The organism is Streptomyces sp. E2N166, assembly GCF_003671715.1.
GTDB lineage: Bacteria > Actinomycetota > Actinomycetes > Streptomycetales > Streptomycetaceae > Streptomyces > Streptomyces thinghirensis.
On sequence record NZ_RAIF01000031.1, the window covers coordinates 302,319 to 314,268 of the forward strand.

An 11,950-nucleotide genomic window follows, 5' to 3' on the forward strand; every position below is an offset into this window, starting at 1 on the left:
GCGACCGGCGGGCGAATTGTTCAGACCCGGTCCTCATTGTGAGGAAACACGCTCTTCACCCAAACACCTTATGGGTTTCACAGGTTGCCCCTAATCTCTTCACCGTGACGCGGCGGAGCGGGCGCCCGATTCGGGTGCTCCGCCGCGTAGGGGGAGTTCAAAGATCTGGGGGGATCTTTCTTGCTTACGTCCGTCTTCATCGCTGCCGTTTCACTGGCACTTTTCTGGATGGCGGCGTTCACACTCTGGTGGCAGATGCACGCCTGGCGTACGCCGGAGGTACTCGCCTCCACCCGGTTCAGCCGGCCCGACGGCGACGAGCACGTGTCGTTCTCGCTGCTCCTGCCCGCGCGGCACGAGCAGGCCGTGCTCGACCACACCATCCAGCGGCTGCTGACCTCGTCCCACACCGACTTCGAGATCATCGTGATCGTCGGACACGACGATCCGGAGACCACCGCCGTCGCCGAGAGGGCCGCCGGCCGCGATCCGCGCGTCCGGGTCGTCGTCGACACCCACGAGAAGAAGAACAAGCCGAAGGCCATGAACACGGCGCTGCCGCACTGCCGCGGTGACGTCGTCGGGGTCTTCGACGCCGAGGACCAGGTCCATCCCGAACTGCTCGCCCACGTCGACCACGCCTTCCGCACCACCGGCGCCGATGTCGTGCAGGGCGGGGTCCAGCTGATCAACTTCCACTCCAGCTGGTACAGCCTGCGCAACTGCCTGGAGTACTTCTTCTGGTTCCGCTCCCGGCTGCACCTGCACGCGCAGAAGGGGTTCATCCCGCTCGGCGGCAACACCGTGTTCGTCCGCACCGACGTGCTGCGGGCGGCCGACGGCTGGGACCCGAACTGCCTCGCCGAGGACTGCGACCTCGGCGTCCGGCTCTCCAGCATCGGCAAGAAGGTCGTCGTCGCCTACGACTCCGACATGGTGACCCGGGAGGAGACCCCTGGCTCGCTGGTCTCCCTGCTCAAGCAGCGCACCCGCTGGAACCAGGGCTTCCTCCAGGTGTACCGGAAGAAGGACTGGAAGCAACTGCCCACCTTCACCCAGCGGTTGCTGGCTCGCTACACCCTGATGACGCCCTTCCTGCAAGCCTTCACCGGCGTCATCATCCCGCTCAACGCGGCCATCGCCCTCTTCCTGGACGTGCCCGTCGGCATCGCCTTCGTCACCTTCCTGCCGGCCGTCACCGCCCTGGTCACCTTCGTCTTCGAGGTCGTCGGGCTGCACGACTTCGGCAAGCAGTACGGCCTGCGGGTCCGCTTCACGCACTACCTGAAGCTGATCGTCGGCGGCCCCTTCTACCAGGTACTCCTCGCCGGGGCCGCCGTCCGCGCCGTATGGCGTGAGCAGCGCGGCCGCAACGACTGGGAGCTGACCAGCCACGTGGGCGCGCACCTCGCGCCCGTGGAACGAGAGGACGTTCCCGCGTGACCTCCACCCTCCCCGCGGCGACCGGCACCAAGGTCCCCGCGCAGCGCCGGCCTGCCCACGACACCGGACCGGCCCCCGAACCGAAGGCGCCGCCGGGCCGCCTGCGCTCCTCGCGCCCCGACCTGCTGCTGTGCGGCGGGCTCCTCGTGGCGATCATGCTCGTGCAGGGCTGGAACATCTCCGACTACCCGACCCTCAGCGACGACGAGGGCACCTACCTCGCCCAGGCCTGGGCCGTCCAGCAGGGCGAGGGCCTGGCCCACTACACCTACTGGTACGACCACCCGCCGCTCGGCTGGATCCAGATAGCCGTGCTGACCTGGATCCCCGCGCTGCTCAGCCCCGAGTCGATGACGGTCGGCGCCATGCGCGGCGTGATGCTGAGCGTCAGCGCCGTCTCCGCCGTCCTCGTCTACGTCATCGCCCGCCGCCTCTCCCTGCCGCGCTGGGCGGCCGGGCTCGCCCTGGCCCTCTTCGGCCTCTCCCCGCTGTCCGTCGTCCTCCAGCGGGAGATCTTCCTCGACAACCTCGCGGTGATGTGGACGCTGCTGGCCTTCGCGCTCGCCGCCTCCCCGAGCCGCCACCTCTGGCACCACTTCGGCGCGGGCATCGCCGCCGCCACGGCCGTGCTCACCAAGGAGACGATGCTCGTCGTCCTGCCCGCCCTGCTGGTCACCATGTGGCGGCACAGCCACCGGGACACCCGAAAGTTCGCGCTGACCGGCGCCGTCACGGCCTGCGCGCTCATCGGGTTCTCGTATCCGCTCTTCGCCCTGCTCAAGGGCGAGCTGCTGCCGGGCAGCGGGCACGTATCCCTGTGGGAGGGCATCGAGTACCAGCTGACCCGCCCCGGCTCCGGTTTCATCCTCGACGAGGGTTCCGGCTCGTGGGGCGTCCTGCAGTCCTGGCTCTACTACGACCGCGTCCTGCCGCTCGGCGGCCTCGCCGGGGCGCTGCTCCTGCTGGCCACCCGGCGCTGGTCGGTCACCGCGCGGGCGCTCGCCGGACCGGCCCTGACGGTCGCGATCCTCGCCGGCCTCGCCCTGCGCCCCACCGGCTACCTGCCCGCGATGTACGTCATCCAGGCCCTGCCCTTCCTCGCCCTGGTCCTGGCCGGGGGCGCGGCGAGCGTCGCCCACGCCGTACTGCGCAGATGGCGCACCGAGGCCGAGAAACGAGGACTCACCATCGGCCGGTACGCGCTCGCCGGCGTCCTGGTGCTGGCCGCCGGCGCCTACGTCGTACCCCGCTGGTACGACGGCGGCCGCACCGCGGTCACGGCCGACGCCAACGCTCCCTACGAGGCAGCCGCCGACTGGCTGGCGACCGAGGTGCCGGACCCGGAAGACACCCGGGTCCTCGTCGACGACGCGCTCTGGCTGGACCTCGTGCACGCCGGATACGAACCCGGCCTCGGGGTCATCTGGTTCTACAAGGCGGACCTCGACCCGGCGGTGACCAAGACGATGCCGGGCGGCTGGCGCGACATCGACTACGTGGTCGCCTCCCCGACGGTGCGGCGCGACGCGGTCGACCTGCCCAACGTCAAGGCCGCCATGAACCATTCGGCCCCGGTCGCCGTCTTCGGCACCGGTGCGGACCGCATCGAGATCCGCCGCATCCAGCCCTCCGGAGCCGCCCGATGAGCCACGAGTCCACCGTCCCCGACGAGCTGGGACGTCCGGCCGTAGGCGCCTCGGAGGTGCCCGAGCCGGGTGCCGTCACCATCGTCGTACCGACGTTCAACGAGTCGGGGAACGTACGGCGGTTGCTGCACCTGATCACCGAGTCCGTACCCGCCCGGCTGCCCTGCGAGGTCGTCTTCGTGGACGACTCCACCGACGACACCCCGGACGTGATCCGCGAGGCGGCGCCCGACTGCCCCTTCCCGGTCACCGTCCTGCACCGGGACGAGCCGGCCGGCGGGCTCGGCGGCGCGGTCGTCGAGGGCATGAAGGCGGCCGGGTCGGACTGGATCGTCGTCATGGACGGCGACTGCCAGCACCCGCCCTCCCTGGTGCCGGAGCTGGTCGCCACCGGCGAGCGGGCGAACGCCGGACTCGTCGTCGCCTCCCGCTACATCAAGGGCGGCAGCCGCGCCGGGCTGGCGGGCAGCTACCGGCTCGCCGTCTCGCGCGCGGCGACCTGGCTGACCAAGGCGCTCTTCCCGCGCCGGCTGCACGGCATCAGCGACCCGATGAGCGGCTTCTTCGCCATCCGCCGCAGCGAGGTCACCGCCGAGGTGCTCAAGCCGCTCGGCTACAAGATCCTCCTCGAACTGGCCGTCCGCAGCCGCCCCCAGGCGGTCGCCGAGGTGCCGTTCGTCTTCGAGGAGCGGTTCGCCGGGGAGTCCAAGTCCACGGCTCAGGAGGGGCTGCGCTTCCTGCGCCACCTGGCCGGACTGCGCACCACCTCGCCACTGGCCCGCATGGTCGCCTTCGGGCTGATCGGCCTGAGCGGCTTCGTGCCGAACCTGGCCGCGCTGTGGGCGCTGACCGAGGCGGGCGTGCACTACCTGCCCGCGGAGATCGTCGCCAACCAGTTCGGCGTGGCCTGGAACTTCCTGCTCCTGGAGCGGCTGCTCTTCCGCGACCGGCGCCGGCACCGGCACTGGGCCGACCGGACCCTGCGGTTCGGGCTGATCGCCAACGCCGACCTGGTGCTGCGCATCCCGCTGATCGCCCTGCTCGTCGGGGAGTTCGGGCTGACCGTGCTGCCGGCCACCGCCCTGGCCCTCGTCATCACCTTCGTCCTGCGCTTCGCAGGGACGGAGGCGCTCGTGTACCTCCCGCGCCGACGCCGTACGGCCCGCACAGCAAGGAGTGAGGCATGAGAAGTGGACCGCGAAGGAGCCCTCGCCGGGCCCCCCGACGGAGAACCTCCGCCCTCCTGGCGGTGTCCGCCCTCACCGGCGGCCTCCTCCTCACCGCGCCGCAGCCCGCCTCCGCCGCCAACCTGATCAGCAACCCCGGCTTCGAGACCGCCGGCACCGGCGACATGCCGTACTGCTGGTCGAAGTCCGGCTGGGGCGACAACGACTTCACCTTCGAGACGGTCGCCGACGCCCATTCCGGCACCAGGGCCATGAAGGTCGAGCTGACCCGCCGGGCCGACGGCGACCGCAAGGCCCTGATCACCGAGTCCACCGAGTGCGCGCCGGTGGTGACGGAGGGCAAGCAGTACGACCTGTCCCTCTGGTACAAGTCGACGACTCCGGACACCTCGCTCACGCTCTTCCGGCACGACCCCGCCGCCGGCTGGCAGTACTGGACCGACCTCAAGACGCTCGACATGGCGGCCGACTGGACACAGGCGAGCGTGCGCACCCCCGAGGTCCCGGCCGGCACCGACCGGATCAGCTGGGGCGTCTCCGTCTACGGCACCGGCTCGGCGACCACCGACGACTACACGATGGAGCAGGTCGCCGACCCGGTCCCGGACCCGGAGTGCACGGGCACCGCCGAGGAGTGCGCGAACGGCCGCTGGGACGTGCTGCCCACCCAGAACCCGGTCCGCTCCATGCACTCCGTCGTCCTCCACAACGGAAAGGTGCTGCTGATCGCGGGTTCCGGCAACGACCCCGAGATGTTCGAGGCGGGCACCTTCACGTCGGCCGTCTACGACCCGGGAACCGGCGAGTACAAGACGATCCCGACGCCCAAGGACATGTTCTGCGCCGGGCACGTCCAGCTCAAGGACGGCCGTGTCCTCGTCATGAGCGGCAACAAGGGCTATCCGTCGGCGGACGGCACGATCGGCTACCAGGGCTACAAGGACTCGTACATCTTCGACCCGGAGACCGAGACCTACGTCAAGACCAACGACATGAACGACGGCCACTGGTACCCGTCGGCGACGATCCTCGGCAACGGCGACGTCATCTCCTTCGGCGGCCTGCGCGAGGACTCCACCGGGTCGGTGACGGCCGACCTGTGGTCCGACGAGCAGCAGAAGTGGCTGCCGACCTGGCAGGTCAACCAGACCTGGTCCTACTGGGGCCTGTACCCGTCGATGATCCTCATGCAGGACGGGCGGCTGTTCTACTCCGGCAGCCACGTCTTCGGCAACAACATCCCGGGCACCGGCTCGGCGATCTACGACTACGACGCCAACAGCATCACCCAGGTGCCGGGCCTCCAGGACAAGGACGAACGCGATCAGTCCGCCAGTGTGCTGCTGCCCCCGGCGCAGGACCAGAAGGTGCTGACCATCGGCGGCGGCAACATCGACTCCAACCCGGACGCCAACCGGCTGACCGACATCATCGACCTCAAGCAGCCCAACCCGGCGTACGTGGCCGGGCCCCCGCTCCCGCAGGGCACCGTCGACCTCGGCAACGGCCCGGTCCCGCAGACCGGCGACCAGGGCAAGATGTACGTCTCCACCGTCCTGCTGCCCGACGGCACGGTGCTGGAGACCGGCGGCGCCCTGCACAACCGGGCCAACCCGGTCTTCGAGACGTCGATCTTCGACCCGGAGACGGAGACCTTCGACCCGGTGGCCGTGGACCCGGAGGCGCGCGGCTACCACTCCTCGGCCTTCCTGCTGCCCGACGGGCGCGTGATGACGACCGGCGACAACCCGGGCAACGGCTCCTGGAACCACGACGTGTCGATCTACACCCCGCCCTACCTGCTCAGGGGCGAGCGTCCGGCGATCACCTCGGTCATCGACACCGAGTGGAACTACGGCGACACCCAGCGGATCACCGTCGACCGGCCCATCGCCAAGGCGGAGCTGATCCGCCCGGCCGCCGTGACGCACTCCTCGGACCCGAACCAGCGGTTCGTGGACCTGCCGCTGTCGGTGGACGGCGACAACGTCGACCTGAACGTGACGAGCAACCCGAACCTGGCCCCGCCCGGCTGGTACATGCTCTTCGCGGTCGACGCCAACGGCGTGCCGTCGGTGGCGAAGTGGGTGCACCTCGACGGCCCGCAGGCGCTCAGCACCAAGGACGCCTCCGCGCACGTCCACTCCTTCGCCGACGCCCCCTCCGGCAAGGTCGCGGGCCCCGGCAAGAAGCGCGAGTCGCACCCGGTCGGCCCCACCGTCTCCGGCTGCGACCGGCACTACGGCTCCGCCAACGTCTGCGTGCCGACCGCCTTCCCGGACGAGGTGAGGAAGACGACGGCCGAACGCTGCGACTGGCTGGAGCGCAACGACTACGGCCGCCTGGAGGTCAACGGCCAGGACGACCCGCTGCGCCTGGACCCGGACGGGGACGGCACCGCCTGCGGCAAGGGGGACGTCAGGCGCCGCTGAGGATCAGGGCGCCCAGCGTGAGCTGGGCACCCCACTGCAGGACGACGGCCCAGCACCTGGCGGCCGGCCACCGGGTGCGGGGCCAGGCCAGCGCCAGTACGCCCAGTCCGGCCGCCGCCCAGAAACAGGCCCACAGCGCCGCGCCCGGCACGGTGGGGCACCGCTCGCCGTACATCAGACAGTCGGCGCCGCTTTCGGAGGCGAGCACGGCGAGCCACGCGACGAGGACGGTCGGCAGGAGCAGGACCAGCCCGGCCACGGAGCACACGGTCAGGGCGCGGGCGGGAGACCGCGGTCCGGTGGCGGGCCAGGGCGCGGGGGCGGTCCGCGCCGCGGAGCGTGGTGACGGGGAACTCATACCGCCCATCCCACCGCGCCGGCCGCCCCGGGGGGACCGGCGCGGATACTCAACCGCCGTACTCAACCACCCTGAGTACCCCGGCGCACCGCCGCGTCCACGATGGCCTCCAACTGCTCGTGGTGCGCGCCCTTCCAGTACGCGCGCCCGCACGCGCGACACTGCGCGAAGGCGTCGTACGACCGCTCGGTACCGCCCTTGAGCTGGTCGGCCACCTCCTCCTTGGTGGCCTGTCCCAGCAGTCCGTTGCAGGCGGTGCATCTGGTCCACGGGCGCAGCTCGGGCCGGAACCGGTCCAGGACCTCCTGGAGCTGCTCGTCGGGGCGGGTGCTGTAGACGTAGGCGCCGGCCCACAGTTCGCGGCGGCGCAGCAGGCCGCGGTCGCGGCTGAGCATGACCCGCTTCTCGGCCGCCGACAGGGCGGCGAGCGCCGGGTCGCCGAGGTCCGTCGACTCGTACGCCGTGTCCACGCCGAGCAGCCGCAGCCGGCGGGCGAGGGTGCCGAGGTGCACGTCGAGCAGGAAGCGCAGGGGAGCGCCCGGGACCCGCTGGGGACGTTCCACGGGCCGTACGCTCACCGACTCGCCGCCCCTGGGGACGTGTCCGGGCGGCACCTCGCGGCCGTCCACGAGGAGCGTGCCGACCTCGGTCAGCGGGACGCCGAGGGACTCGACGACATGGCCGAGCGTGGAGACGCCGTCGGTGGCCGCGCGGGCGGCGCCGGTGGGACGGGCGCGCGGCACGAACAGGTGCAGCTCGGGGGCGAACTCGACGTGGATCTCGGGACCGTTCACCCGGTCAGGATGCCATGGGGCAGGGGCGTGGCCTCAGCTTTTTCCGGCAGTCGGCAGACCGTGCTCAAGGACGTCCAGAGCGCGTTCGACCAGGTCGGCCAGGTTCTCCTCGTGGTCGTGCTCGGCCCAGTACCGCGAGACCTCCAGCAGGCCGCCGACCAGGGACATGGAGAGGACCCGCACCTCCAGGCCCTCGGGGGCGAGGCCGGTGCGGTCGGCGATGGCGCGGCCGAGCAGGCGGCCGGTGTCCGACATGCTCGCCAGCATCCGCGAGCGCACCGCCGGCACCTCCGCCAGCAGCCGTGCCCTCAGCCGGGTCAGCTCGGCTTCCTCGCCGGCGCCGTGTTCGACGGCCTTGCGCACGACGTGCCGCAGGGAGGCCGGCCACGGCTCGTCGGCGGGCCGGGCGGCCAGCTCCGCCGCCATGACCGGGTCGTACTCGTCCGTGAGGACGATGTCCTCCTTGGCCGGGAAGTAGCGGAAGAGAGTCGACGGCGACACTTCGGCGCGGTCGGCGATCTGCTCCGTCGTCGTCGCTTCGTACCCCTGCTCCCGGATCAGCGCGTAGGCCGCGGCACGGATGGCCTCGCGGGTCCTGGTCTTCTTCCGCTCCCGCAGACCGGGCGACCGGGGGCCGTCGGCGGGGGAGCGGGGAGAGCGGGAGCGTGCGGCCGTCATGGGGTCATTGTCGGCCATGGGGCGGCGCCAAGCCGCCGGGTGACGCACCAGCCCCCGCTCACCTGCGCCGATGAGGCGCCGTCCCTTTCCCGCGGCCTCATCCGCCGGACAGGCCCTACTAGTACGCGACCAGCGAGATCCCCACGTAGTGCGCGACGAAGGCCGCCAGCGTGAAGGAGTGGAAGACCTCGTGGAAGCCGAACCAGCGCGGTGACGGGTTGGGGCGCTTGAGGCCGTAGATCACGCCGCCCGCGCTGTAGAGCAGGCCGCCCGTGATCACCAGGACGAGTACGGCGACGCCGCCGGCCCGCATGAACTCGGGGAGGTAGAACACGGCCGCCCAGCCCATGGCGAGGTAGCAGGGGGTGTAGAGCCAGCGCGGGGCGCCGACCCAGAAGACGCGGAAGAGTATGCCCGCCGCCGCGGCGGCCCAGATGCCCCACAGCAGCCACTGGCCCTCGGAATCCGGCAGCAGGAGCATCGTGAGCGGGGTGTAGGTGCCCGCGATGATCAGGAAGATGTTGGCGTGGTCGAGACGGCGCAGTACGCCGTCCATCCGCGGGCTCCAGTCGCCCCGGTGGTAGAGCGCGCTGACGCCGAACAGCAGGCAGGCCGTCAGGACGTAGATCCCGCAGGCGACGCGTGCTTCGGTCGACTCGGCGAGGGCGGTGAGCACCAGACCCGCGACGAGGACGGCCGGAAACATGCCGAGGTGCAGCCAGCCGCGCAGCTTCGGCTTGACCGGATGCGGCAGGGAGAGCGCCACGGGACCGCGGCCGTCGGCGGGCGAGTCCCTGGGGGCGTCGGAGGCGGACGCAGTCATGGGGGCATCGTACCTACGGGACCGTAAGTTACGCATCAGTACGGACGGGCCTGGGCGGTGAGTGGTCATCGTCTCACGGGGGTACCCGGCCGCACACCCCCGTAAATCCCCGATATGGGCACGTGGCGATCCTCACGCCGCTCAGGTGTGAGGCCCTCTGGACAGATGGGCGCTCACGTCGGATGATCAAATGAGTGCGGTCGACACCGGATGAGCGCCCGAGAGGTCAACGTCACGCATCCGGGTCGCAGCCCCCACGGGGCCTCCAAACAAAAAACCCCTCATTTAGGAGCAATCGTGGCGCGCGACATCGCTGCTCCCCCCGTCCCCACCAACCACCAGGAGCTGATCTCGTGGGTGAACGAGATCGCCGAACTGACCCAGCCGGACGAAGTGGTCTGGTGCGACGGATCCGAGGCCGAGTACGAGCGCCTGTGCGGGGAGCTCGTCGAGAAGGGCACCTTCCGCAGGCTCGACCCGATCAAGCGCCCCAACTCGTACTACGCGGCCTCCGACCCCTCCGACGTCGCGCGCGTCGAGGACCGGACCTTCATCTGCTCCGCCGAGGAGGAGGACGCCGGCCCGACCAACCACTGGAAGGACCCCGCCGAGATGCGGGAGATCTTCACCGGTGAAAAAGGTGAGGGCGGCCTGTTCCGCGGCTCCATGCGCGGCCGGACCATGTACGTCGTGCCCTTCTGCATGGGCCCGCTCGGCTCCCCGCTCTCCGCGCTGGGCGTCGAGATCACCGACTCCGCGTACGTCGCCGTCTCCATGCGCACCATGACCCGCATGGGACAGCCGGTCCTGGACGAGCTGGGCGACGACGGCTTCTTCGTCAAAGCCGTGCACACCCTCGGCGCCCCGCTGGAGCAGGGCCAGGAGGACGTTCCGTGGCCGTGCAACAGCACCAAGTACATCTCGCACTTCCCCGAGGACCGCGAGATCTGGTCCTACGGCTCCGGCTACGGCGGCAACGCCCTGCTCGGCAAGAAGTGCTACGCCCTGCGCATCGCCTCCGTCATGGCCCGCGACGAGGGCTGGCTCGCCGAGCACATGCTCGTGCTGAAGCTGACCCCGCCCACCGGCGAGCCCAAGTACGTCGCCGCCGCCTTCCCGTCGGCCTGCGGCAAGACCAACCTCGCCATGCTGGAGCCCACGATCTCCGGCTGGACCGTGGAGACCATCGGCGACGACATCGCCTGGATGCGCTTCGGCGAGGACGGCCGCCTGTACGCCATCAACCCCGAGGCCGGTTTCTTCGGCGTCGCGCCCGGCACCGGTGAGCACACCAACGCCAACGCGATGAAGACCCTGTGGGGCAACTCCGTCTTCACCAACGTCGCCCTCACCGACGACGGCGACGTGTGGTGGGAGGGCATGACCGAGGAGACGCCCGCCCACCTGACGGACTGGAAGGGCAACGACTGGACCCCCGAGTCCGGCACCCCGGCCGCGCACCCCAACGCCCGCTTCACCACGCCCGCCGCGCAGTGCCCGATCATCGCGCCGGAGTGGGAGGACCCCAAGGGCGTGCCGATCTCGGCGATCCTCTTCGGTGGCCGCCGGGCGACCGCCGTCCCCCTCGTCACCGAGTCCTTCGACTGGAACCACGGCGTCTTCCTCGGCGCCAACGTGGCCTCCGAGAAGACCGCCGCCGCCGAGGGCAAGGTCGGCGAGCTGCGCCGCGACCCCTTCGCCATGCTGCCGTTCTGCGGCTACAACATGGGCGACTACATGGGTCACTGGGTCGACGTGGCCAAGGACAAGGACCAGTCCAAGCTGCCCAAGATCTACTACGTCAACTGGTTCCGCAAGGACGACGAGGGCAGGTTCGTCTGGCCGGGCTTCGGTGAGAACGGCCGCGTCCTGAAGTGGATCGTGGAGCGCCTGGAGGGCAAGGCGGACGGAGTCGAGACCCCGATCGGCGTGCTGCCGACCAAGGAGTCCCTCGACACCGACGGCCTCGACCTCGCCGACACCGACCTGGAGTTCCTGCTCAGCGTCGACAAGGAGGTGTGGCGCGAGGAGGCGGCGCTCGTCCCCGAGCACCTCAACACCTTCGGCGACCACACGCCCGCCGAGCTGTGGGACCAGTACCGGGCGCTGGTGCAGCGCCTGGGCTGACCGTCCCGCCCCAGCTCCGCGTCCGGTCCGACTAGCCCTGACCCGCGAAGTCGTCACGAAGGCCGGCCGCGAGGGGGTCTCCCCGCGCTCCAGTAGCTCAGCAGTACCCCGGAGCACGGGGTGGTCCCACTCGGGCCGGGTCCCCGCACAACGGCGTGCGGAGGACCCGGCCCTTCGGCATGTCGACGCCCCGGTGAGCACGCGCCTTGAAGGGGCGCGGGGAACTGCGCGATCAGCCACCCACCACGCGCAGTCGCCCGACCGCGGCCAGCCCCACGGCGCCGTCGCGATCCCGTCAAGGCCAACGCAGTGAATGGCACCCGGCCCGCGCGTCGCTGCGGGTGCGCGCGGGCCGGGGCCGTCGGGGGGAGCCCGGAGGGCTCAGTGGGACGCGAACTCGCGCGGTTCGAGGGCCGCGGCGTGCGCGTCCATGCGCTCGGCGGTCAGGATGGCGACCGCCGT

At 70.9% G+C, this 11,950-nt stretch carries 9 protein-coding genes; 5 read left to right on the forward strand and 4 right to left on the reverse strand.

Going from position 1 to position 11,950, the window contains the following annotated elements; genetic code table 11:
- Positions 1-180 precede the first annotated feature (180 nt).
- From EBH09_RS23385 to EBH09_RS23400, 4 genes are read left to right on the forward strand one after another with little or no spacing between them, the layout of a single operon-like run.
- Entirely contained in the window at positions 181-1,443 is a 1,263-nt protein-coding gene (locus EBH09_RS23385) for a glycosyltransferase (RefSeq protein ID WP_121748900.1), read from the forward strand.
- Complete coding sequence (locus EBH09_RS23390; protein WP_121748901.1) at positions 1,440-3,089, forward strand: phospholipid carrier-dependent glycosyltransferase; 1,650 nt, start codon at positions 1,440-1,442, stop codon at positions 3,087-3,089. Before EBH09_RS23385 ends, EBH09_RS23390 begins: the two co-directional genes overlap by 4 nt.
- Positions 3,086-4,276, forward strand: coding sequence for a glycosyltransferase (locus tag EBH09_RS23395; protein ID WP_121748902.1), 1,191 nt, complete (start codon positions 3,086-3,088; stop codon positions 4,274-4,276). The genes EBH09_RS23390 and EBH09_RS23395 overlap by 4 nt, the downstream gene beginning before the upstream one ends.
- On the forward strand, positions 4,273-6,708 hold the full coding sequence (locus EBH09_RS23400) for a galactose oxidase-like domain-containing protein (RefSeq protein ID WP_121748903.1): 2,436 nt from the start codon (positions 4,273-4,275) through the stop codon (positions 6,706-6,708). Before EBH09_RS23395 ends, EBH09_RS23400 begins: the two co-directional genes overlap by 4 nt.
- Here EBH09_RS23400 and EBH09_RS23405 read toward each other — a convergent pair.
- From EBH09_RS23405 to EBH09_RS23420, 4 genes are all read right to left on the reverse strand, one after another.
- Positions 6,695-6,967: a hypothetical protein gene (locus EBH09_RS23405; RefSeq protein WP_121748904.1), complete on the reverse strand. Its 273-nt coding sequence runs from the start codon at positions 6,965-6,967 to the stop codon at positions 6,695-6,697. The two genes, EBH09_RS23400 and EBH09_RS23405, sit on opposite strands and share 14 nt — an antisense overlap.
- A gap of 161 nt (positions 6,968-7,128) precedes the next feature.
- Positions 7,129-7,860 (reverse strand): Mut7-C RNAse domain-containing protein, encoded by a 732-nt coding sequence (locus EBH09_RS23410; RefSeq protein ID WP_121748905.1) that lies wholly within the window; start codon positions 7,858-7,860, stop codon positions 7,129-7,131.
- Between the two features lie 33 nt (positions 7,861-7,893).
- A complete protein-coding gene (locus tag EBH09_RS23415; protein WP_121748906.1) occupies positions 7,894-8,538 on the reverse strand; it encodes a TetR family transcriptional regulator in 645 nt (214 codons plus the stop codon).
- Between the two features lie 118 nt (positions 8,539-8,656).
- Positions 8,657-9,361: a hemolysin III family protein gene (locus EBH09_RS23420; RefSeq protein ID WP_121748907.1), complete on the reverse strand. Its 705-nt coding sequence runs from the start codon at positions 9,359-9,361 to the stop codon at positions 8,657-8,659.
- 297 nt (positions 9,362-9,658) lie between these two features.
- Between EBH09_RS23420 and EBH09_RS23425 the strand changes: the two genes are divergently transcribed.
- Positions 9,659-11,488 carry a phosphoenolpyruvate carboxykinase (GTP) gene (locus EBH09_RS23425; RefSeq protein ID WP_121748908.1) on the forward strand — a complete coding sequence of 610 codons (1,830 nt, stop codon included), beginning with the start codon at positions 9,659-9,661 and terminating at the stop codon, positions 11,486-11,488.
- Positions 11,489-11,950 lie beyond the last annotated feature (462 nt).

Bases quoted from the DNA above. Each gene is read 5' to 3' on its own strand.
- EBH09_RS23420 (WP_121748907.1), bottom strand. From the start codon at position 9,361: ATGACTGCGTCCGCCTCCGACGCCCCCAGGGACTCGCCCGCCGACGGC.
- EBH09_RS23400 (WP_121748903.1), top strand. From the start codon at position 4,273: ATGAGAAGTGGACCGCGAAGGAGCCCTCGCCGGGCCCCCCGACGGAGA.
- EBH09_RS23395 (WP_121748902.1), top strand. From the start codon at position 3,086: ATGAGCCACGAGTCCACCGTCCCCGACGAGCTGGGACGTCCGGCCGTA.
- EBH09_RS23415 (WP_121748906.1), bottom strand. From the start codon at position 8,538: ATGACGGCCGCACGCTCCCGCTCTCCCCGCTCCCCCGCCGACGGCCCC.